Raw genomic sequence first — 21,727 nt, 5'->3', positions numbered from 1 at the left:
ATATACTCACATAGCTTTTCTTTTAAGTTCATCAATCTGTCTGATATGATGTTGATCATGCCAGATAAAATCTCTTAAATATGATATTACAGTAAACTTCCCGTTAGCATATTCTTTAGTAAACTTATCGTCTTCAAAACTCTCTATACTCTCCAATATCATGTTACGGTACTGAATAGTCATTTTAATTAATTCTTCTTTCGTTTTTGTTTTTCCATATTCAATAGCATCCTGATTAAATTGTTCAAAATCCATATGTGTTAATGTCAAAGGTTTATTGTTTAATATCGGATTTATTGCTGCTTCAAAAAAGTATTTATCCCACAGCAGTATATGACTTACGACATCCTGAACTGACCATTTACCTTCAGCAATCGTTATTTGCCAATCCATTTCACGAATCTCAGAAACAAAACTGATCCATTCTTTGAACTCCTCTAGTAACCGTGACTTCTCATTCATGGTTTCACACTCCTTTTTTCAAATTATTCATTGTTCCTTTGCCATTCATCTGCCAAAATCGCATATTGATATACATTATGCCAAATGGGTTGTCCTTCTTCCGTTTTATAAAAAAATGCTTTCTTGATATGGTGACCTTCTTTTCGCATCAACAAGCGCTCCAAACGATGAAGCGTTTTCTGGATTACACATCGCAATAATCCGATGAGCCTTTAACTCTTCAAATCCATATTGCAATACTCTTCTACTTGCCTCAGTAGCATATCCATTTCCATAGTATCTTGGGTTGAATATGTATCCTATTTCCCATGTTAAAAACTCAAACGATACGGTTTGATTAAAATAAATGTGTCCTATCATTTTATTGTTTTCTCTTAATAATTATCGCCTCTGATACGTTTATTTAGCCTTTGCCTGAATTACTTTTACCGATCATTTAAACCCTTCTTCATTCATTCTATCTGCTCGTATCCAGCTCATTTCCTCAATGTTTAATAATTCTTTAAACTCTTCTACTAACTGATGCTCAGATTCCAGTTGTGTATAGTAATTATTATTCAAAATATCGTCTAATTGTTTTATTCGCTCATTATCTAGTTCAAAAAATCTAAATGTTTTTAGATTGCAATTTGTAAACTGTTTTGCTATTTTCTCATTGTATTCATTAGATCTCAGAACTTCTTCAATTAATTCAATTCTGATTTTGTCCCCTCTAGGGTCGACATATAAAAATTCAATGTGATCTTCCTCTGGATATCTTTCTTCTGCAAGCTTAATAATTGAAGTATCTAATAACACATATGATATATGAAGACTTGCTATCTCTTGTGAATTGTAAACCACACGGTATCCCCAACAGTGATCTTCAAAATTATAAAAATATAACACTGGGATTTTTTCTGAAATTTGAAATAGACTTTCTGGAATTTCTTCACTTTCTTCTGTATCTTTGGTTACGAAAACAAACCATTTGTCATTTAAATCCTCCGCGTATATAGGATCATGCTCAAGAATTGCTTCTTTATATTTCAATAGTGATAAGCATCCTGAAGTCAATTCACTCATTGTTTTGCCCCTTTTTGTTTCTTTAGTCATATTTCAGCTAACGTTCTTTTATTCATGAACCCCTAAGGGGTTGTCTGCTGAAATTCCTCTCCGAAATCCACCTCGCAGACCCAGACTCCGTAAGGAGCCGCTGCTTGAATATGATGTTAGACGATACCCTTGATCTCTTTTGAGTTGCTTAAAATAATCCCTATTACTACTGTATTTTAACTTCTCAAATCGACAACCATCGTGATTGATGAATCAACTTTCCCAACTTCTTTAAATCCGAATCTCTCGTAGAGCTTCATTGCCGCTGCATTGCTCGGATCAACACTGAGGGATAATTTTTTTATATTCCTTTTCCTAGCTTCTTTAAATAATTCATCCATTAAGGCCATTCCGATTTTTCTTCCCCTGTATTCTTTTAACAAAGCCATTCCTAGTTCGGGTACATCATTATCAATAAATCCAAATCCCTTATTATCCTCGTTAAAATATCGAACTGTTATTGATCCGACGGGTTCACCCTCATGGTTCATTGCTATAAATCCAAAATCCCCATCTCTTCCCCAACCTTCAATATACTTTGATATATAAGGGTCTTTTATTATCGCTTTATCGAATGGCTCTTGACCTTCTGGGACAAATAATGATTCATATAACATCTCCCATAAAAAAAACACATCATCTTTTATTATTGGTCGGATTCTGTATTGCATCATTGAAGTTACCTCATTTCTAGATTCTCAAAGGTTTCACATAACGTTTCTATATTTTCCATAAGAGCCGTAGCTTGAATATTATGTTATGCAATTCCTCCATCCTCTCCAAATCAACATTCCAAAGCTTGGCTTGCTTCTGTTAATTCATCATTTGCCTCTAAATATTTTAATGTTTTTTCAATATCGTCGTGGTCCATTGTTTTCGTTATAATAAGATGTTTAATATTAAATCCTGGTGGTTCCATTTCTTTTTTAAAGTGATTTACTAATTTTTGAGGGGTTGTCACCAAACTCCATCGTTCACTTCCATCCGAAAAAGTAAGGGTCACCTCCACCAAATCAAACTCCTTTGGATCATCATCAAACTTCCATCTTTCTAAAAAAGGCACTTCTATATTTCCTTCAATAAAATGAGCTTTTGATATCCAAACTGCTTTTCCATGGTTTCCAATAATTCTATACTTGTCCCTATCTTCTTTTTTTACGATGTATTTATTGCCCCTTGTAAGTGCATGAGCATAAACGCCTATACTTATACAAGTTATGATTGGTCCCTCCATCAATTCACTTCCATACCGTATTTAATGTCCTTCGCAATTTCTCATAACCTTTCCGCATTCATGAACCCCAAAGGGGTTGTCTGCTGAAACACCTCCCCAAAATCCTCCTCGTAGACCAAGGCTGTAGCGGAGCCGCTGTTTGAATATGATGTTATATGACGGTACTTTGGACTACTTTCAAAATACATTATTTCTTTAAGTATTTTCCCATGTTCTTTTTCGACTGATTTTTATAATCCTTGTTTGTCATCTATGAAGCATCTCCTTGAGAGTTATTCATCATACTGTCATATAACGTCATGTATTCACGAGCCTTCCTGCCTCAACCAACCGAAAGGAGCGGCTGCGACGCAGTTAGGCAGTAAAGGGTTATCCGGCTGAATATACTCTCCTGCTAATGAATCTACTTCTTCGAAACCGCTACTTTAAACTTCGGTCCGGACCAAGAAGTCATAGCCACACAGCGTTGAATATGTTGTTATAGGATAGGGACGCCTACTGATATACTTACTAATATTCTTCAAATTTATATTTTATTAATTTATTTATTTCAATTACTTGTTCTTTATTAAAATAGCCCATTAGGCAACCTTGATCTAAAATTGAAATATACAATTTCATGGATTGTTCAGTCTTTATTAGTTCGTTAAATTTCTTGAATATCTCCATATCCAACCAATCATCATCTACTTTCATTTCCCATCTGATAAGTTCATTCATATATTCAAAAGAGACCCATGCAGTACCATTCTGAATATCTACGTAATCCGTTATATTATTTAAATTAAGTTTTGTCATATTCTCTAATCGTATTATTATTCTTGCATAGTCTCCATGGTCCTCAATACATTCAGTATCTAAATACCAAATTTCCTCAGATACATTTATAAATTCACCATTCACTTCAACTTCTCCACCTAAAGTAAGTAGTAGCAAGTTGTAGGGATCTTCTTCATATTCATTTCTCGAAAATTCTTCCAAAAGTAATTCTTTCTTTAATTCTGCACTCATGAAGATGCCCAATTCAGAAAGTTTGTTTAGTTGATCTTCAAATATTATTTTCTTCTTCTTAAATAAACCAAACAACTTAAACACCTTCTTTTTATGGTTTGCGTCCCTTTTCTATAACGCTTGTATTCATGAGCTCCGTCAGGGGTTGTCTGCAAAAACCCTCTTCGAAATCCAACCAGACCTAGGCTCCATTGGAGACGCAGCTTGAATATTATATTTTAAATGTCACTTCCTTCATTGATTTACTCAACGTCAATTTTTGTTTAAATCCTTTGTCAGTATTATTTCCAGAGGTTCATTCTCAAGCATTAAACATCCAGCATCTCTATATCCAAGCTTTCTATAAAAATGTTGAGCTCCTTCATTCGACTGTGTTGAGGTCATGACCATTTCAAATCCTTTTTGTTTCATTAATTCTTCCCAATAGTGGACAACTTTTTTACCAATACCTGTTCCTCTATATTCCTCATCTATCCATATCATATTCATAAATGGTGTGTTGTCCCAAAAAAATCCATATCTCATCCAACCTATTTCTTGATTGGATTCTCTAATTATTAGAATTTCATTTTCTTTTATTTTTGGTCTTATCAGTGTCTTATGTATGTGCTTGTCTCTTAACGAGATATACTCATAATCTGATTCAATCGCAAAATCAATCTTCATTGTAAATCCTCCCTTCACTCTTCTCATTAAATATCTTCTTGGTAACACTTAGTACTGATGTCTCATAACGTTTGTACATTACATAAGTTTATAAAGTCTTTTTAAAAATGTATAAGTCACCTTCTTCTCTAACTTTAGTAAACCCACACTTTGAATAGAAGTGATGATTCTTCACACTCCAGCTAGGAGTATCCAGCCACCATTCAGTGCTGTCTGGAAATTTACTTTCAATTTTCTCCATCACCTTCGTTCCGATTCCTTGATTTTTAAAATTTGGATCAATAAAGATTCTTCCTAGATTATGCACTTGATTACATTCTACGAATATCAAAGCTCCCCCGATTATTTCTCCATTAAAGAGCACCTTGAAATATTCGCAATTTTGCATCATCTCTTCTTGCCAACTTATGGAGTCATATCCTATTGGCCCAACGGTTTCGTTGTTATTAAAATGCTTTGACTCATCCTCAAAACTGGCCTTTTGTATTTCAGCAAGTTTTTGTGCATCATTTTTTCTAGCTTTTTCTAGTGTCAGCACCCAACATACCTCCATTGTCTTTTTATTTTTTCTGGGGTTGTCTGCTGAAACCCCTCCTCGAACTCCATCCCAACAGGCCAAAGCTCCGTGAAGATTCGATGCTTGAATATTATGTTATCAGAAGTTACCGAACTTCTTCACTATGCATTCAAAATCAATCTGCAATTTTTTTTATCAGCGAATTTTCTTATATGGTCTTTTTTCATTTTGTAGTTTGATTATTAGTTCATATGCATCTCTTTCACTTTTCTGAGCTTTTAGTGACTCTTCTTCTGTTATTTCTATTTCTATCATTTGAACCACTATTCCACCAGCATCAAAAATAATGAATATTCCCCCATCTCTTCGAATTATATTAATCCCATAATTAGCAAAGAGTATATCCATAAAGTGACCTCCAGTTCTTTCGCGTTCTTTATACTATAGTTTTTAGTACTTTTGAGATCTTATTATTATGTTTTAGTAATTCAAGAATTTCTGATAACGTTTGTGTATAAAGCCTCTAAATTAGAGACTCAAATGGACGATGTTCGTTCGTGTCCCTCGACACCACGGTTCAGCAAATTCCAAAATTGTTCAACCATGACCGATGCCGGATATGGCATCGAACGGGTAATCCACCATTCCACTACCCCCACCGCTGCTGAAATTAAAAATTGCACCGTAATGTCCCTGTTCATTTCCTGATCGAGGTTGATCGAATCCAGATGCTCGCTCAGACTTTGCCGAAACATTGTCTCCATTTGGTTCCGAAAAACCGTACTTCCCTTGTTCGTTAGCATTCTAGAGTAGAATGAAGCATGCTGCTCCAAATATTCAAACGTGCTCAGTAGTGCGGTTTTGGAAGGGACATGAAAGAAATTATCTTCAGACATACAATTGCGCAGTAACTCGTTAATTTGAGCTTCCATGCATTGATCGCGTAGATCGTACTTGTCAGCGAAATGCAAATAAACCGTTCCGCGATTGACATTCGCTTCCTCCGCAATTTGATTGATCGTAATTCTCTCGAATTCCTTTTCTGACATCAGCCTCATAAAAGCATCAATAATGGCTTGCCTCGATTTTTGAATACGCCTGTCCATATCCTTCTCCCCTTTGTACCATCCGAAAAAATGAACATTTCGAAGTCCTCTGTTGAAAAATCAACAACCACGCTTGTTTCAACCATTGAACCCCATATATCGCTCTGATACATTCACTTTATAAAATTCATGTTGATGATTCAACATATGTTCAATTTTAGAGGAGCTATAATCATGAAATCTATTGTTTTACAATCTTTGGAATGATTTAAATCACATTGAATTAGGAAGGTTTAAAAATTGAAACTTACAGGAAACACGATTTTTATTACAGGCGGCGGTTCGGGAATTGGACGTGCGTTAGCAGAAGCTCTCCACAATCTTGGAAACAAAGTTATTATCTCCGGTCGACGTAAAGAGCGTCTGGAGGAGACGATTAAAGCGAATCCTGGCATGTCCGCAGTGGAATTGAATGTACAAGATCCTGCCAGCATAGAGGCGACCGCCAAGCAGTTAATCGAAGAATACCCGGATGTTAATGTCTTGATTAACAACGCCGGCATCATACAGCCCGATGACGCGGCGGGCGTGATCGATGAGGATGTTTTGATTTCGACTGTCACTACAAACTTGCTAGGTCCCATTCGGTTGACTTCTGCATTCATCGAGCATTTGAAGTCCAAAGAAGAAGCGGTTGTCATCAACACGACTTCAATACTTGGATTTGTACCGTTAGCGACAACTGCTGTATACTCCGCGACGAAGGCAGCACTTCATACCTATACGCTGTCTCAAAGGTACTTGCTTAAAGACACATCGGTCAAAGTAATAGAAATTGTGCCCCCATGGGTTCAAAGCAACAACGATGAACCGCGTGCGATGCTACTTGATTCATTCATTGATGCAACAATAAAGATACTTGGCACGGATACAGACGAAGTTCTGGTGGAAGAAGCGAAAATGTTTCGAAATAACCCTGGCCCGAACGAAGGTGTTTTTGTGACTCAGCTTAACGATATGATGAATTCTGAACCTCCAAATATTCATTGATCCACCTGTAATTTAATTTTCAAAAGTTTAGGCGAACATGAAGTAGACACTCAGCTCCGTCTATTTCATGTTCATTTTATTGCAACTTGCTCGTGAAGTAAGAAATAGCGCCAAGCTGTCACGTCAATGTTTGTCCCTTAAATAATTCCGTTGATTTCACATAGCGTTGGGCATTCCTGAAGTTCAAGCAATTTAAGGTGACCATTGGGAATACTCGTCAGACTTAACAGGTCGAATGTGTCCGGTGAATCCGCTCCTCCGAAATGCCTCTTCCAGAGTAATCGTCGAGCTTGTCCCGCTCCGATGCGTTTAATTCAATGTTAGATGATGTAACCTACTTCTTCGAGTTGCGTTCAAAGTAATTATTATTCTTGTTTCCATTTATGTGTTTCGAGTAGTTTTCCAGTTTCATAATAATACTTTATTACTTCAATCATAGGAATTAATTCTATACAAATGTTATCGCAATAATTGCCTAACTGACCACCAACAACCAGAAGAATTTCACTGTTTCCCTGTTTATCATTCATAAGAGTATATATATTACCATCAATTGTAATAGACACTATGAAATATTCCGGTCCGCCTCCAACTAATACTGAGTCTGTATCTGATACCTCAAAAAAAACTAATGTAAATTTATCTCCGTCGAGTTTTCTTAAAAAACTTAAAGTGTCTGCCCATGTAGGATTCATAACTATTTCTTCATTGAATGTGTTCCCATTCCATTCATCAATACTAATAGATTTTATCACTTTTTCGTTTCATCCTTTTTAGATGGTTTTATTTATTTAGGTGCTTTCATCTAACATTTCCGCCTCTATGACGTGACCTGACCCTAGATAGCTTATCTTAGGTCAGGTCGTGTGTTATCTGAATATGCTTCTGTGCTTGACACCTAATAACTTACTAGAACTTCTTTCAAAGTGTCAAATCCCTAGATGTAATATTATTAAGTCGTCATTATCTTCAACTAGATTACATAAGGTAATTAGTTCAGAGAGAATTTTTAATAAATTAGCTTTTCTTACTTCAATTTTTTCATATTCACCTTTATCGATTTGGTCTCTCCAAAAATAATTCCCTGTTAACTTTATTTCATTTGGAGCATTTTTAAATATCTCATACCAACCTGTAATAATTTTCTTTAGTACACTCGCTCCATTTGAATGCATAACTGTCAACCCACAGTAATTCAATCCGAATCTATTATCAGTTTCATTTGGTATCCACTTTAATGTATCTGAAAGATACTGAAAGAGTTCATCATCTAATTCAACTAAATAATCGATACCTGATTTACTTTTATTAATTCTCCCATTGTTATTCCTAACAATTTGATTTAATTCAAAACCAATTTTAGGAGCTATAAGAAACTCATGAATTAATGGCATTCTATTCACCTGTTTTCTTAAATGCTAGTCTTTCAGAAAACGTTTCTGTATTCATGAACCCCATAGGGGTTGTCTGCTGAAATTCATCTTCGAAATCCATCCCGCAGACCCAGGCTCCAAAGGAGCCGCTGCTTGAATATTATGTTATACGATGGAATCACTTCTTCGGTTAACCAACATTCATTCTTGATTCTAATCTGTCATTGTTCTGCTATATGTTCCAATAAATCTCCTGGCTGACAACCTAAAGCCGCACATAATTTATCAATCACTTCTAATGATACATATTCATTCGTATTGAGTTTCGCCATTGTAGCAGACGAGATACCTGTCATTTTCAATAAATCTTGCTTCTTAATCTCCCTGTCGATCAATAATTTTTGAAATGGTTTATAACTAATCATCTGATATTCCTTTCACACATCAAGTGAATTTTTCTTTAATTATATGAAAGTATATTTTCTTTATCAAAAACATCTTCAACATGTATTGACTTAATTATTTGATATGATAAAATTATGTTTAATAAGTTGAACTTTTATTCATAAAATCAAATACATTGGAAGGTGTTTAAAATGCATAATTCTTTAGAAGTCTTACTTGATTCACTGATTTATACTCGAATTGAATCTTTATATGGCGAGCTTATCAAAAACAACTCCAGCTACAACCAATTTTCATCCGAACGGAATCTCTACTTCAAGCAGTTACATGAAGGAGTACCGGAGAATATACAGAAGACCCTATTCCTTTACGACGATGCTGAGCTTTCTGTACAAGCTATTTTAGAACGTGAAATTTATTTGCAAGGTTTTAAGGACGCTCTTCATCTGCATAACGAATTACATATATCTTTAGAATGAGAGCCTTCTGGCTCTTTTTCATTTTGATTCTGTCGTATAACGTTAGGCTGTTCGTTAGATAGCTCTTATCTTAGGGGAATGGATGTCTCTGCCTGATTATTCTTCTACAAAACAACTCCTGGTAGATCAAAGGCCGAATGGCCCGAAGCGCGAATATTGTCTTAGCTGAAGGTACTGACTTCTAAGAATTACATTAAGTTTGTTCATGATTTTTTTTACTTTTGCTAGAATTACTTTTCAAGAGATTTCCTATACTATTTTTTCCTGATACTAAGGTGTCAAATATGACAAATGTCAGTAAAGCTTCATTTATAAATTCGAGTCTAAACAATGGCTCGTAGTCTGCAAAATATGACACCTTAACTACGATATAAACTAAAAGCAATAATAAATATAGTGATTTTCTATTTGTGTCAGGATTAAACGTTTTATCTAACCAAATTCTTCTTTTCTTCGAGTATTCATTTGCAGCTAATTTGTAGACAAATGAATTAAGAGACTTAAAAAGTCTATCTCCAAAGTAATAATAAAGTAAAATTACAATAATAGTGCATACGTAAAGAATAGCCTTATTATTCCCGTCTACACCTAAACTCATTAGCAATAATCCAGTTAATATATATAAAATAAATACTAGAACTGCCATTATAAAGAGAACAAGTCCTGGTACAAAAATGAAATAATATACATTAATTATTATAGAAAACAATAAAATTAATGGCGTTAGTAAAATCAAAAGTAAGAAATTAAAAAATTTATTATTTTTAAAAAAGACAATTGTTAGGAACAATAAAGCACCAATTGTAAAGATAAACAGAAACCCAGCAGTAATTACGTGAAATATAATGTCACTTGATTTAATAAATAAGAAATAAGAACAAACGCTGAAAAAACTCATGATAAAAAATGCCAATAAATTAATCTTTCTGTTGCTATTTGGCTTTATGAAATCAAACTTCATTAAATCTACTCCTGATTCCCTATTTATTTTTTCAACACTTTCAGCTTTCTGTATTCATGAAACCCAAAGGGGTTGTCTGCTGAAATGCCTCTCCGAAATTCATTCCGCAGACCAAGGCTCCATTAGAGCCGAAGCTTGAATATTATGTTATCAGATTTCAGCGTCTTCCTTGAATTACTTACAACAATCATTTTTTGTTTTTAATCACCAAACTGATAGTCTTGTCCTTGTATCATTTTCATCAGTTATATATTCCAGAGATTTATATCCCTTTCTCTTTATGTGATCATATAAGTCCTCAAGTTTTTCAAGGTCTTTGCAGTAAACTGTTATGTACACACTATCAATCACAAGAAGAATAATCTGACACTCACTCGCAATATATTCTTCATATGACATTACATCTATTATATTTGCTCCTTTTGGATACGCCTTTAAATTCGCAAATATTAAGTAGTACTTGTTGTAATCAATAATCTTTTTAAGATCTTCTCCATCCATTCCAGTAACCATGTCTGGAAAGAGACTACCCCCTAAAGTATCATCAACAATAAAATATGACTCTTCTCCACCAATAAACCAACTGAAAATAGTTATATCTATTGGCTTTAAAATCTCTCCAAGATGGTTTCCATAAGAATTTGGAATTTCAAAACTTATGCCTCTATTCATTTATTCACCCACTTCACGCTGATTTCTGATAACGTTTCTGTATTCACGACGATGAGAGGCTTAAGGCAGCTAAGCTGCCGGGTCCGACGGACTTTGCCTCGAAGATGTGTTCGCCTGATTCCACTTCTCTGCCGTTCCCTTCGGGCGAACCAAGGAGCCGTCAGGCTCCGCAGCGTGAATATGATGTTAGATGATGCCAATGCCCTCGTCGATTTGCTTACATAATTGTTTCCAATATTCCCATGCCTGTATATATTCCTTTAAGTCATTCGGATGATGACGCACACTAAGCCCTATTCGACAGTAAAGCTGGATCAAAGTTTCCTCAATCAATCTCGTTCTTTCAATATTCCCATGTTCAAGTAAATCCGATGCTTTAAACAATGTGTCAGAATTAATATCGTCAGGCGAAGAACAAAATGCATATAGAAAATCATATACGATTGGTCCCACCATTGGTGATGGATCAATCACACCAATTAATGTTGCATTATTATAGACGAAGTTATGAACTCCAGTATCACCGTGCAGCAAATATTTAGTTCCTTGCTTTGAATCATCATAAAATAGTTTGCTAGCTTTTAATTTAACGTAATTATAGTCTTCTGTTGATAATACATTCCTGAGATTCATCCTTGCTTCATCAATACTTATTTCATTAAATTCCTTCCATGTCTTTCGTGGGTATTCTATTCTTCCCCATGTACTTGTTTCTTTATGTTCCACGTATTTGTTGAGTAAATCCATTATCAATATTTTCATCCAACTACTCTTTGGACCACGATTAAAATGAGTTGTTCCATCAAGAAATGTATAAACAAAATATGAACTGTCTTCGGCTGAAAAAAGGACTTTCGGCAATAATACTGAGTGCTCATAGGTATGAAGCAGTTGTTCAACTAATCTAATTTGGCTTGGATTATCAAACTTTAAGATATATTTAAATTCATACTCTGATTCTAATCTTAAAACTAATCCAGAGGTTGTTCCTGATAGTCTTTGAAAACTTACAATTTGATCATTGATTTTATGTTTCTGAAATAGAAACTTTAACTGATTCGATAGTTGGTTCAATCATTGTAGGCTCCCTTACTTTAGATCTTGCATTGGTTTCATCTAACGTTCCTGTATTCATGACCCCCGAAGAGTTGTCTGCTGAAATACTTCCCTGAAATCCTTCTCGCAGACCCAGGCTCCGAAAGGAGCCGCTGCTTGAATACTATGTTATGCGTTGTTACTGCCATCTTTGAACTCCTTACAATTATCCTCTCTCTTATATGTCTTTCCATTTCTCTCTTCTTATTAGGTTTTCGATTTGGGATGCATGGTGTTTGTTGTGCCAAATAAATCTTTGTATAGCTGTCTCTAATGTAATTATTCCTAATACTTCAGTCTGTATAGTCCGTTTATAGTCTTCTATACTAAGTTCATTGAGCAACACCAAAAAGCGATGATGCAATACTTCAATAAGTGATAGCGAATTCTCTACGGGCAACTTCTTGTAATCAATTAATTCTCCCCACAGATCTTCTCTATATGTATTTGCTAATGGATTATTTTCAGTTAATCCTCTTTTAAATCTCAGGTACGCATTCATATCATTATCAGCTAAGTGATGTATGACCTGCCTTACTGTCCAACCGTTCGGCCGATACGGAGTCTCCAATTGGTATTGTTCGAGACCAATCAGCAATGTATTTAATCGCTTAATTAGTTCAGGAATTTGTTTAATAAGATTTATTATTTCATCATTTGAAAGATTGTTTTTGGGTTGAAATTGACCAATCGGATATTTGATTTGATCCATTGTATTTCTCCTTTCTTCTTTAGAATTTCAATAATTACGCATAACGTTCCTGTATTCACGACCCAGCTATGCTGGGTGTCCGGCGAATGTCGTACCCAGGGCGTATGCCCGCAGCGTGAATATTATGTTATGTGGTGTACCGGACTTCTTGAATCTACTTACAAATGATCGCTTCTGTATTTACTTATGTGCTCTTCTAATGTCTTTCTCGCTTCTTCATAGGTTCTAATCACTTCATCCAATTCGTTCTTCAACTCTTTATGTTCTTTCCAATATTCTTTCTCCACTTTGAGTATCGAACAAAATAAATCTCCGATATATAAATCTCCTGATCCGAATGGGTTCTGTATTAATTGCTCTAAGGCTAGAGGTAAAAGAAAATCTAGATTCATTTGTTGCCCAATCAAAAGTCTTAAATCTTCATTATTCAATTCACAAAGAGGTTTCTTCCTTAATCGATGTACTTGGATCACTAATGAAGAAGCAAAATTCGGTTCACCCCAATATTTTCCTTCAATTTCTTCAAGGGTTTTGGTTAGATCTACTTGTTGCATGGCTTCACCCTCTTAAATAAATGGTTTCCGGTATGTCACAAAACGTTCTCGTATTCACGACGCTCGGCGAATGCCGAGTGTGTCCGGCTCCTACCGGACCGAGGACGTATGTCCGATGCGTGAATATATTGTTATGTGGAGTAATGACTTCGAAGCTAGTACACCATCAACTCAAACGACTAGATAAAAGATCTTGGCACTTATTTAATAATATTCTAATTCGACAGGCTTGATTACATTCGAACTATTGATGGATTTAGAGTTGATTATTTATCAGTTCTAAAGATGCGTCTTAATATCTTGTGACCTCTTCCTGGCTGTTTTAATATGTTCATCGTAATCCAATCCTACCAAGTACTCAGGCAAATCACGATCAGGATAACAAGCTAACCAACATTGTTTTGATACTTCCATACAAATTTTTGCTGCGGACGACACCTTATCCAACCACTCATCTGGTTTTCTCCAAATCTCTCCTTTAACAGGAGTAAAATGAGATGCAGCATCTCTAATTTCTTTTATTTCATTGAAAAATGTTTTAAAAGGTTCTTTAATTTGATTTTCATCAGTTGTAATAACTACTATACGATTATCGGATCTTATAATAGATTGAAACTTTTGAATTCTTTGTTCAAGAGGGATAAACCTACCCTTATGCTTCCCTTGTAAAACTTCAATTTCATTACTTTCTAGTTTGTCTTTATTTCTTAAGTAATAATCGAAACCTATACTATTTATAAAGGCTTCAGTAAAAAAGTAAAAGCTTTGTGTTCCTAATCGTGAATAAGTCGCAACTGTATGATTGTAGCTAGAAAGAATCAGGTAATCCTCTTTTGTTTCAACATCCTTTCCATTGTCTTTATACTTTTTTGCAATTGCATGCATATCTTCATGTACCTCATATGCTTTTACCAACAAATAAAAAGCATCTCTAAGCATAAATTCTTCCTCTATCCCAACAGAAGGAAAATGCGCTCCTATCCCAATTTTCGATTGATATGGCAAGTCCGACGGCCATGGATCGTTGACAAATTCTATTCTCTCTTTGATCCATCCATATTCAATACCATATGAATACGGATTTCGATTTTCTTCAGCAAATAATTCATTAAAATCTCTACCAATCTTTCTGTGGTTTATTTTTGGTTTAATTACAGTTTTATACGTATTGTAAATCCGGACAAGGTATTCATAAAATTGTATTTCTCTAGCATGAAATTCTAAATCAGAAGATTCTTTTATAAAATTTGCAATCTCAAAAATTTTTTCTCTTACTGACTTGTTCATAATTCCACCAGAACTCTTAGGTGTTAATGAAGCAACTAGTTGCAAATAATAGAGCTTTTCAAGCATGTTTATTTTTGATTTTTCAATACCTTCTTCTCTACCAATATTCATATTTATGTTCCTTTCATCATTATTTCACATAACGTATTATTTACGAACTTCCCAAAGAATGCTCTCTTCGTCATATTCACGAACTTCGTGAATCCTGCACTTTTCTCCTTATTCCGGCACTTTCTGCGTTTCAATCCTCCAGCCCGCTCATCCGATCCAACGGACTTTGAATCCGCCCAATGTCCCGTCTGCTCACATGTGTATACCGCTCCGTCGTTCGCACACTCTGATGCCCTAGCAGTTCCTGAATATAGCGAAGATCAATCCCATTCTCCAGCAAGTGGGTCGCAAAGGAATGCCTTAGCGAATGGATACTCACCTGTTTGCGAATGCCCGCTTCAGCCAGCGCTTTTTCAAACACTTTCTGCGCTGAACGTTCCGTCAGGTGGCGGCCTTCCCTCTGCCCTGGAAACAGCCAGTCTGCTGGATGCTCCACCCCTATATACTGCTCGACCACCGCAAAAGCCGCTTCGGATAGCAGCGTTTGCCGATCCTTCCTGCCCTTTCCCTGACGAAATTTCAGTACTTTCCGTTCACGGTCGCAGTCTTCAAGACGCAACCTCACCACTTCGCTTACCCGCAGCCCGGATGTATACGTCAGGTACAGAATAGCCTTATGTTTTAGATTTTTCACTGCTTTCAACAGACGCATAACCTCATTCAGGGACAGCACATCTGGCAGTTTACTCTCCTTTTTCGGACGAACATAGGCGGAGGATTTGGGCTGCTTTAGCACATGGCGAAAGTAAAATTTCAGCGCGCTGATCGCTTGGTTAACATAAGCGTGCGAAAGGCCTTTTTCGAGCAGCGCCAACGCATATTTTTGCACCGTCGCATCATTTATGCTTGCTTCGCTCCCTTGCAATCCGGCAAAAAAGCGTTCCGTTTGCGATATGTATGCTTTAATCGTCTTGCTGCTGTAGCCCCTTGCCACCAATACATCGCGCATTTCTTGCCGCTGATCCGGGTTCCATTCACCTCGTTCCGAAGAAAAGGGAACCGCATCAGCCTACGCGTCCCGCCGATCTTTTTTTTATCCCGATAAAGTAGGTTTATCTTCATCTGACTTGCCTCCTTAGTATATCAGCCGTTCAAAAAATTGGAAATCTAATTTTACACAAAAAAAGGGACTTAAGATGGATATTCATCCCAAGTCCCTGATTCTTTCAGAGTGAATTATTGATCCATTAAGTCCAATTTTCATCATCATAAAGTGTCTTGCCTTTACTTGTCCAGTTCCTCCGTCACATCACCGCAGAAACAAAAGAAGAGCCTGATTATTTTATTAAGAAAATAAGATAAGCCGCAAAAAAGCCCGCGCTGATCGCGGGCTTAACTATATATTTAGTCAATACCATACCTAGACTTGTTACTCAACCTTAAACTGTTTTAATTCGTCTTGAAGCTTAGTGGACAATTGATTTAATTGTTTGGATAGCTCAGCAACCTGTTCGAAGCTTTCCAATTGTTCCTGCGTGCTGGCGCTAACTTCTTCAGTTGAAGCGGAATTCTCTTCGGTGGTGGAAGAGATGATTTCCAGCGCCTGCAAAATCTCATCTTTGTGCTTGTGGACTTTGGAGGTGTTGGTGCTGATCTGGATCATTCGCAATTTCAAATCTTCCAAATCCTTATTAATGCTAAAGAATACTTGCTTCGTGTCCTCCACCGATCTGGCATTTTCTTCTGCAATTTTCAGACCGTGAACCGTATGCTCAACTGATACGCTGGTTTTTTCTTCAATTACACGTACCTTCTTGTAGATTTCCTGTGTCGCCAGTGCAGTCTGCTCAGCCAGCTTGCGAACCTCTCCGGCAACAACAGCAAACCCTTTGCCCTGTTCTCCTGCACGTGCAGCTTCAATGGAAGCATTAAGCGCCAGCAGGTTGGTCTGCGTTGCAATTTGGTTGACCGTATCCACGATGCTTGAAATCTCATGACGGCTCAGATCAATCTCCTGAATAATAGACGACATCGCTTGTGTGGAATTGTGATTTTCTTCTGCCCATCTGGATAACTGATCTACTACAGCAAGCCCCTGTCCACTTTGCTCAGCAGAGAATTGCACCATCGTTTCGATGGCTTTGGCATCATTGGCAATTTCGTCAATTTGGCCGGATAATGCTCCGGTTTTTTGTAAAATGTTATCCGTTTCGATGGATTGGTAGTTCGTTGCATTGGCAATCTCATTAATTGCTGTCGCCGTATCGTTCATCGTGATCGCGGTTCTGGAAGAAATGGATTGCAAATCATTTGAAGATTGATTCAAGACTTGAGCTGAGCCACCCACCATTTGGAGCATGCCTTGAATTTTTTGAACCATATTGTAAATTCCTTGAGAAATTTGCCCGATTTCATTGTTGGATTGCGTATCAAACTGAACGGTCAAATCTCCATTTTCAATCAGCTTGATTTTTGCAAGCAATTTCGGGATTGATCTCAACAGATAACGGAGTGTTATATAACAAATCACAACGAGCAGGATGGTGGCTGCCGCAAAACCGCCAATGGTAATCCAGGTAAACGCTTTTAATTCTGAGAGCACCTCATCTTCAGAAATGGTTAAGCCTACAGACCACCCCGTATCTTTACTGGTTGCATACCCGATATAACGACGTTCCCCATTATCATTAATTAGCTGTACTCCAGACTCGCCGGCAATCATTTTCTTTCCGATCTCCCCAAGATCACCTGTGCTTTCGTTAATCTTTTCTTTCAGCACTTTATTTTGATCAGGGTGATACAAAATATCACCTGTTTTGGATGCAAGAATCGAATAACCTGTGCTTCCAAGCGAATAGCTTTGCATAACGGCAGGGATGTCTTTGAAAGCAATATCGACAGCAGCAAATCCGATTAATTGGTTACTGCTATCTTTAATCGGATAGAAAATGCCCATGAGCACATTACCCGAATTGACGTCCTTATAGGGTTCTGAGTAGTATAAACCGTCTGCTTCAACAGCTGGCTTGAAGTATGGGCGTGTATGGATATCGAAATCCGGTTTAGAAGCAACACCATCATTCTGAAGAAAGAAGCCTTTACCAGATATTCCTGCAATCCAAGCGTCGGCAAAAGATGGCTCTGCCTTTACAATGGCTGCAAGAGTCGCTACTGTTTCGGCAGCATAAGGAGAAGTTTTCACCATTTCTGCCGATGGGGTGGTTTCTAAATATTGCTTAAAAAGATTATTCGTTGACATTTGTTTGACAAGTGATCCCTTTTCCTTAAACAACGCATCGAATTGAGTGACAACGGCCTGCGTTTTGGTCTGGAGCATGGCCTCTTGCTGCTTGACAAGTATGCTTTGCGTGCTTGCAAACATGAACGTCCCCAAGGTTGCAAAGACGACAACGATAATGATTAACAAGACCATGGCTAATGTGTTCGCGATGCTGGATGATCTGATTACCCGCTTTTTTATATTTTGTGACATGCTGCCATCTCCCCGAGGAATATTGAGCGAAAAGCTCTTAGATAATATGTCGGAAGTTTGCAGCTATTTTAATAGGTTTTTAGTATACACAATTTAAAGTTTTGCTATCTGATTCCTCATAGATTCCCTCCTAACCTGTTCGTTAACTCCAGCAAAAGATTAGGGCAGCACAAAGAGCCTCCGTCAGACGTAGGCTCTTACTAAAAGCTATATATGAGAACGCAGAGTTTTGCGGATTTAGAGCGTTTCAGCGATCCGTAAGCTCAACCCTCATACTCCGTCGTTAACCCAACTGCATCGTTGTGATACACGTATCGTTTTTCTCATATGTAGAGAATTCAGTTTCAGCCGTTTTACCTTCATGATTCACGCTAATACGGTATGTTTTATCCCTCGGTAGCCATAGATCAATAAAACCATTGGATTGTGATTTCATGGCGGCGTTCTCCATGATGACATTCCCTTCGGAGTCGTGAACGGTCACATTGAACGCTCCGTTTTTTATTTCGCCTTGGCAGCCCGTTAGACTATGAGTTGCACAAGGGTGGGTCTGTTCCACATATGGCGCAATCGAAACAAAAAACTCGTTGTCAGACAAATCATAATTCACGGTCTGAGTATCGTCCTCTGTGACAATCAACTGACTGGAATTAATGGAAGCGGACTGGGCTGTTGCCTTGCCTGCACTGATATCATGCACCAATTGCTTGATATTTGTCTTCCCCGGGTTGTCCGTCCCTTCTCTCTGAATATTCCCTGCAATTAGGTACGTCCCCAATGCGGCAACAACCAGCCCTGAAGCGACTAAGATTCCTTTTTTCATCTGGAGTTCATCTCCTCGTCTGTTTTGTATTATTATAAGGGAGAATGCACCATAATGGGCAAAATGGGGTGCTGAAGTCACCAGATATTCACAGATCCGTGTTGTGTGCTCAGACATATTTATATCACATTAGAGGATTACCGATGAACGAAGGAACATGAGCAGCTCTTCTGTCTCAACGTAAAAGCACCCCATTACTCTTGTGGAGCAATGGGGTACATTCGTTTTTTAACGGTCCCGGTTCACGACATAATGTATTAAGTGCTTCAGAAAAGCAATATTGCGTGGGATCTCTTCCAATGCTTCCATAGCGAGACAATAGTGTTCCCACATCTCTTTACTGGCACCTCCAAGACCGAGGATGGACACGAAATTCGAATTGTTATTATCAGAATCTTGGCCAACAGGTTTTCCGAGTAAGAGCATATCTCCTTCCACATCAAGCAAATCATCTTTAATCTGAAAAGCAATCCCCATATGATAGGCAAATTTCTTCAAAGCAGCAATTTCCGACTCCTTGACCTGTGCAAGCATGGCTGGCATAACCAGACAAGCCTCAAACGCCACTCCGGTTTTGTAAAAGCACACCATATTCAGCTGCTCCAAGGTCAGTGCCTTTCCTTTGGAATCCAGATCCATCGCCTGCCCCATACACATATCTTCTGCTTTCTGGGCCGAGTATTGTATCAAAGAAAGCACCGTTTCAGCATTGAACTGGTCAAGTGACGATTGTTCTCCAATCGCCTTCTGGATCAGATACAGACCGGTTAATTCCGCGGTAGCGCTATTGTGCACCTGATGCAAGGTTTGACGCCCTCTACGGGTAGACGCATTATCCTGGGAAGGCAGATCATCAAAGATCAGGGATGCGGTATGCATATACTCCAGTGATCTCAGAAGAGGCATGATTGCCGATGCATCTAATCCATATTCGTTCACGCCCATGACCCAAGTCAATATAGGCCGTATCCGCTTCCCGTCCCCTTCGAGACTGTAATTTGCAGCCTCAATAAGCTGTTCTTTCATGGCCGGAATCCCTTGTGGCTTGGTAATTTTCAATTGGTTGTTAATCTGCTCACGGACCATTTTGACCGTATTGAAAAAGTCTTCTTTTTCCCTCGCATCGTTTTTCAGATGGGTAATCATCTGGTCCCGAAGCAGCTTATCTAAGAAATCTACATCATCCGCTTTTTGTACCATCTTCTGAATGAGATTATTAAATTCCGGATTTCCGGATGCAAAGATCTCCATCGTTTCATTATATTTTTCAATACCTACACGTTCTTTATAACGTTTGAGTCCATTCATTGCACGATCCAGTATCACCTCACGAGCCATGGCATCGGAGTCATATACGTTATGGATCAAATAGGAAATAACCACCCAGTATAACTCAAAGGGATTGATCAAATCCGGTCTCTGATGATGATATTTTAAATAGTAGGTATAAGGTGTTACCGCACCGTCTCTCATATCGTCAACCATATCCGCAAAATCATCAGCAAGCTGGTTATAGATACCATAAAAGAATGTTCGTTGCTCAAAGCCCTCATCCGCAGGAGCACTAATCACGGAACGGACAATCAAGCGGGACGAAGAGGACTTCAAAATAACGGGTATATAAAGCTCTTCATTGGTATAAGTAGCTCGCGTTAGATCCTTAACACGGTCAATATCTTGAGAATGAAAAAAGACATAGGCCTGCTCGAAAAAGGTTTGCTGTGTGTCTGGCCGCTGATGTTCCTTAATGTACTCAAATGCATCCGAGAGCTCCGAATGTATGTATTGAATCAACTTCATATGATTTCCAGTCCAATTGCCCAACTCAGGCACAGATCCACTGAGAAGCGCGGCACGTATCATACGGGAATATTGTTCTTTCTCTTGAACGTTCAGAACCTGGGAATCGAGAAGATCATCGATGAAAGGATAGGTTAGACCATAGGAGTAACCAAGCCTGATGGCTTCATCAAGTCTGCGAGCACGTTCCACAGGCGACACTGTATCGTCCATTTCTTCCATCACATGCAGAATAACCCCGACAATGATCTTAATCAGTTTGCGCTGGGCTTGCTCGGCATCCATCTCCTTGGGAATATGGGAGGATACGGACCTAAGTTTGTTGATCACCCAAATTATCGCGGTCTCTATACCTTCCCTCTGGGCCCACCGATACACCCCGGCCAAATTCATAAATTCCGGTTGGTCTCCCCCGTTTGCACGGGTGGATTGGATCAAGTGTTTTTTTACGTCTGCAATGACACGCTGAATCCGGGTATGTGTGTCAGGAGAATCCAGAGCTTTGCCTAGGTCCCTCATATAAATATAGGAGACACTTCGGTCCAGATAATCATCCAATTTGCCTGTATAATTCAGCCATTGAATGTATCTATTATAGTCCCGAGTATCAGGTTTTCTTTTTCTCCGCGAAAAAAAGGATAACCATGAGGAATGTTGAATATGATTTTTTTTCCACTTTTGAATGTCTTCTGTCAGGGTAGTCACATAAGATTTGTCTATGACCTGATCATACAGTAATGCAAAATACTGAATCGCCTTCCGCTCAGCCAGCTGATATCCTCTATTGGCTTGTAATTTTTCATTCATATGATGCATTACCTCTACTTCTCATTTTGTTAAACATGGTTGCATTTCTCCCTGAGGGAACGAATTCGGATCATGTTTTTATCTTTATACGGAAAATAATCTGTGAGGTTACGAAATTTAATGGGGTCGAGGCG

The 21,727-nt window shown here is 37.9% G+C and carries 24 protein-coding genes and 1 pseudogene; 2 read left to right on the top strand and 23 right to left on the bottom strand.

Annotation, left to right across the window (positions count from 1 at the left end):
* Window positions 1-6: 6 nt before the first annotated feature.
* From NLX74_RS11870 to NLX74_RS11825, 10 genes and pseudogenes are all read right to left on the bottom strand, one after another.
* Complete coding sequence (locus NLX74_RS11870; RefSeq protein WP_061829686.1) at window positions 7-462, bottom strand: DinB family protein; 456 nt, start codon at window positions 460-462, stop codon at window positions 7-9.
* Between the two features lie 105 nt (window positions 463-567).
* A pseudogene (locus NLX74_RS11865) lies at window positions 568-825 on the bottom strand (GNAT family N-acetyltransferase); the annotation flags it as partial.
* Window positions 826-894: 69 nt separating this feature from the next.
* Window positions 895-1,527 carry a hypothetical protein gene (locus tag NLX74_RS11860; RefSeq protein WP_254328837.1) on the bottom strand — a complete coding sequence of 211 codons (633 nt, stop codon included), beginning with the start codon at window positions 1,525-1,527 and terminating at the stop codon, window positions 895-897.
* Between the two features lie 206 nt (window positions 1,528-1,733).
* Window positions 1,734-2,231, bottom strand: a complete 498-nt coding sequence (locus tag NLX74_RS11855) for a GNAT family N-acetyltransferase (protein ID WP_235309193.1) — start codon at window positions 2,229-2,231, stop codon at window positions 1,734-1,736.
* A gap of 110 nt (window positions 2,232-2,341) precedes the next feature.
* Window positions 2,342-2,791, bottom strand: a complete 450-nt coding sequence (locus NLX74_RS11850; RefSeq protein ID WP_254328836.1) for a hypothetical protein — start codon at window positions 2,789-2,791, stop codon at window positions 2,342-2,344.
* Between the two features lie 510 nt (window positions 2,792-3,301).
* Window positions 3,302-3,886 carry a hypothetical protein gene (locus tag NLX74_RS11845; RefSeq protein WP_254328835.1) on the bottom strand — a complete coding sequence of 195 codons (585 nt, stop codon included), beginning with the start codon at window positions 3,884-3,886 and terminating at the stop codon, window positions 3,302-3,304.
* A gap of 168 nt (window positions 3,887-4,054) precedes the next feature.
* On the bottom strand, window positions 4,055-4,468 hold the full coding sequence (locus NLX74_RS11840; protein ID WP_075154544.1) for a GNAT family N-acetyltransferase: 414 nt from the start codon (window positions 4,466-4,468) through the stop codon (window positions 4,055-4,057).
* An 88-nt stretch (window positions 4,469-4,556) separates the two neighbouring features.
* Window positions 4,557-5,006, bottom strand: coding sequence for a GNAT family N-acetyltransferase (locus tag NLX74_RS11835; protein WP_254328834.1), 450 nt, complete (start codon window positions 5,004-5,006; stop codon window positions 4,557-4,559).
* Between the two features lie 174 nt (window positions 5,007-5,180).
* Window positions 5,181-5,393 carry a hypothetical protein gene (locus tag NLX74_RS11830; RefSeq protein WP_254328833.1) on the bottom strand — a complete coding sequence of 71 codons (213 nt, stop codon included), beginning with the start codon at window positions 5,391-5,393 and terminating at the stop codon, window positions 5,181-5,183.
* Between the two features lie 128 nt (window positions 5,394-5,521).
* A complete protein-coding gene (locus NLX74_RS11825; RefSeq protein WP_254328832.1) occupies window positions 5,522-6,091 on the bottom strand; it encodes a TetR/AcrR family transcriptional regulator in 570 nt (189 codons plus the stop codon).
* A 240-nt stretch (window positions 6,092-6,331) separates the two neighbouring features.
* On the opposite strand from NLX74_RS11825, the gene NLX74_RS11820 reads away from it, so the two are divergent.
* Window positions 6,332-7,081, top strand: coding sequence for an SDR family oxidoreductase (locus tag NLX74_RS11820; RefSeq protein ID WP_254328831.1), 750 nt, complete (start codon window positions 6,332-6,334; stop codon window positions 7,079-7,081).
* 365 nt (window positions 7,082-7,446) lie between these two features.
* On the opposite strand, the gene NLX74_RS11815 is transcribed toward NLX74_RS11820, so the two are convergent.
* From NLX74_RS11815 to NLX74_RS11805, 3 genes are all read right to left on the bottom strand, one after another.
* Window positions 7,447-7,836 carry a hypothetical protein gene (locus NLX74_RS11815; protein WP_254328830.1) on the bottom strand — a complete coding sequence of 130 codons (390 nt, stop codon included), beginning with the start codon at window positions 7,834-7,836 and terminating at the stop codon, window positions 7,447-7,449.
* Between the two features lie 174 nt (window positions 7,837-8,010).
* Entirely contained in the window at window positions 8,011-8,475 is a 465-nt protein-coding gene (locus NLX74_RS11810; RefSeq protein ID WP_254328829.1) for a hypothetical protein, read from the bottom strand.
* 200 nt (window positions 8,476-8,675) lie between these two features.
* Window positions 8,676-8,879: a helix-turn-helix domain-containing protein gene (locus NLX74_RS11805; protein WP_010345194.1), complete on the bottom strand. Its 204-nt coding sequence runs from the start codon at window positions 8,877-8,879 to the stop codon at window positions 8,676-8,678.
* A 171-nt stretch (window positions 8,880-9,050) separates the two neighbouring features.
* On the opposite strand from NLX74_RS11805, the gene NLX74_RS11800 reads away from it, so the two are divergent.
* Window positions 9,051-9,338, top strand: a complete 288-nt coding sequence (locus NLX74_RS11800) for a hypothetical protein (RefSeq protein ID WP_010345193.1) — start codon at window positions 9,051-9,053, stop codon at window positions 9,336-9,338.
* A gap of 193 nt (window positions 9,339-9,531) precedes the next feature.
* On the opposite strand, the gene NLX74_RS11795 is transcribed toward NLX74_RS11800, so the two are convergent.
* The 10 genes from NLX74_RS11795 to NLX74_RS11750 form a co-directional block, all read right to left on the bottom strand.
* The gene (locus tag NLX74_RS11795) at window positions 9,532-10,299 is read right to left on the bottom strand and encodes a hypothetical protein (RefSeq protein ID WP_254328828.1); all 768 of its coding nucleotides are present in this window, start codon (window positions 10,297-10,299) and stop codon (window positions 9,532-9,534) included.
* 204 nt (window positions 10,300-10,503) lie between these two features.
* Window positions 10,504-10,971 (bottom strand): DUF2691 family protein, encoded by a 468-nt coding sequence (locus NLX74_RS11790; RefSeq protein WP_254328827.1) that lies wholly within the window; start codon window positions 10,969-10,971, stop codon window positions 10,504-10,506.
* Window positions 10,972-11,157: 186 nt separating this feature from the next.
* On the bottom strand, window positions 11,158-12,045 hold the full coding sequence (locus NLX74_RS11785; protein WP_254328826.1) for a hypothetical protein: 888 nt from the start codon (window positions 12,043-12,045) through the stop codon (window positions 11,158-11,160).
* A 199-nt stretch (window positions 12,046-12,244) separates the two neighbouring features.
* Window positions 12,245-12,778, bottom strand: a complete 534-nt coding sequence (locus tag NLX74_RS11780) for a YfiT family bacillithiol transferase (RefSeq protein WP_160789515.1) — start codon at window positions 12,776-12,778, stop codon at window positions 12,245-12,247.
* Window positions 12,779-12,936: 158 nt separating this feature from the next.
* Entirely contained in the window at window positions 12,937-13,332 is a 396-nt protein-coding gene (locus tag NLX74_RS11775; RefSeq protein ID WP_254328825.1) for a contact-dependent growth inhibition system immunity protein, read from the bottom strand.
* A 279-nt stretch (window positions 13,333-13,611) separates the two neighbouring features.
* Window positions 13,612-14,730, bottom strand: a complete 1,119-nt coding sequence (locus NLX74_RS11770; RefSeq protein ID WP_254328824.1) for a hypothetical protein — start codon at window positions 14,728-14,730, stop codon at window positions 13,612-13,614.
* A 130-nt stretch (window positions 14,731-14,860) separates the two neighbouring features.
* Window positions 14,861-15,679 (bottom strand): site-specific tyrosine recombinase/integron integrase, encoded by an 819-nt coding sequence (xerA, locus tag NLX74_RS11765; RefSeq protein ID WP_254328823.1) that lies wholly within the window; start codon window positions 15,677-15,679, stop codon window positions 14,861-14,863.
* A gap of 420 nt (window positions 15,680-16,099) precedes the next feature.
* Window positions 16,100-18,163, bottom strand: coding sequence for a methyl-accepting chemotaxis protein (locus NLX74_RS11760; RefSeq protein ID WP_254328822.1), 2,064 nt, complete (start codon window positions 18,161-18,163; stop codon window positions 16,100-16,102).
* A gap of 283 nt (window positions 18,164-18,446) precedes the next feature.
* On the bottom strand, window positions 18,447-18,986 hold the full coding sequence (locus tag NLX74_RS11755) for a CueP family metal-binding protein (protein ID WP_254328821.1): 540 nt from the start codon (window positions 18,984-18,986) through the stop codon (window positions 18,447-18,449).
* A gap of 228 nt (window positions 18,987-19,214) precedes the next feature.
* Complete coding sequence (locus NLX74_RS11750; protein WP_254328820.1) at window positions 19,215-21,602, bottom strand: polyprenyl synthetase family protein; 2,388 nt, start codon at window positions 21,600-21,602, stop codon at window positions 19,215-19,217.
* Window positions 21,603-21,727: the final 125 nt, after the last annotated feature.

The sequence above is a fragment of the Paenibacillus sp. MZ03-122A genome (assembly GCF_024213325.1).
Lineage (GTDB): Bacteria > Bacillota > Bacilli > Paenibacillales > Paenibacillaceae > Paenibacillus > Paenibacillus polymyxa_B.
This window is presented reverse-complemented; position numbering and strand designations above follow the sequence as displayed.

Bases quoted from the DNA above. Each gene is read 5' to 3' on its own strand.
- NLX74_RS11780 (WP_160789515.1), bottom strand. From the start codon at position 12,778: ATGGATCAAATCAAATATCCGATTGGTCAATTTCAACCCAAAAACAAT.
- xerA (WP_254328823.1), bottom strand. From the start codon at position 15,679: ATGCGCGATGTATTGGTGGCAAGGGGCTACAGCAGCAAGACGATTAAA.
- NLX74_RS11795 (WP_254328828.1), bottom strand. From the start codon at position 10,299: ATGAAGTTTGATTTCATAAAGCCAAATAGCAACAGAAAGATTAATTTA.
- NLX74_RS11810 (WP_254328829.1), bottom strand. From the start codon at position 8,475: ATGCCATTAATTCATGAGTTTCTTATAGCTCCTAAAATTGGTTTTGAA.
- NLX74_RS11840 (WP_075154544.1), bottom strand. From the start codon at position 4,468: ATGAAGATTGATTTTGCGATTGAATCAGATTATGAGTATATCTCGTTA.
- NLX74_RS11805 (WP_010345194.1), bottom strand. From the start codon at position 8,879: ATGATTAGTTATAAACCATTTCAAAAATTATTGATCGACAGGGAGATT.
- NLX74_RS11855 (WP_235309193.1), bottom strand. From the start codon at position 2,231: ATGATGCAATACAGAATCCGACCAATAATAAAAGATGATGTGTTTTTT.
- NLX74_RS11760 (WP_254328822.1), bottom strand. From the start codon at position 18,163: ATGTCACAAAATATAAAAAAGCGGGTAATCAGATCATCCAGCATCGCG.
- NLX74_RS11790 (WP_254328827.1), bottom strand. From the start codon at position 10,971: ATGAATAGAGGCATAAGTTTTGAAATTCCAAATTCTTATGGAAACCAT.
- NLX74_RS11850 (WP_254328836.1), bottom strand. From the start codon at position 2,791: ATGGAGGGACCAATCATAACTTGTATAAGTATAGGCGTTTATGCTCAT.
- NLX74_RS11775 (WP_254328825.1), bottom strand. From the start codon at position 13,332: ATGCAACAAGTAGATCTAACCAAAACCCTTGAAGAAATTGAAGGAAAA.
- NLX74_RS11825 (WP_254328832.1), bottom strand. From the start codon at position 6,091: ATGGACAGGCGTATTCAAAAATCGAGGCAAGCCATTATTGATGCTTTT.
- NLX74_RS11770 (WP_254328824.1), bottom strand. From the start codon at position 14,730: ATGAATATTGGTAGAGAAGAAGGTATTGAAAAATCAAAAATAAACATG.
- NLX74_RS11870 (WP_061829686.1), bottom strand. From the start codon at position 462: ATGAATGAGAAGTCACGGTTACTAGAGGAGTTCAAAGAATGGATCAGT.
- NLX74_RS11755 (WP_254328821.1), bottom strand. From the start codon at position 18,986: ATGAAAAAAGGAATCTTAGTCGCTTCAGGGCTGGTTGTTGCCGCATTG.
- NLX74_RS11830 (WP_254328833.1), bottom strand. From the start codon at position 5,393: ATGGATATACTCTTTGCTAATTATGGGATTAATATAATTCGAAGAGAT.
- NLX74_RS11750 (WP_254328820.1), bottom strand. From the start codon at position 21,602: ATGCATCATATGAATGAAAAATTACAAGCCAATAGAGGATATCAGCTG.
- NLX74_RS11800 (WP_010345193.1), top strand. From the start codon at position 9,051: ATGCATAATTCTTTAGAAGTCTTACTTGATTCACTGATTTATACTCGA.
- NLX74_RS11860 (WP_254328837.1), bottom strand. From the start codon at position 1,527: ATGAGTGAATTGACTTCAGGATGCTTATCACTATTGAAATATAAAGAA.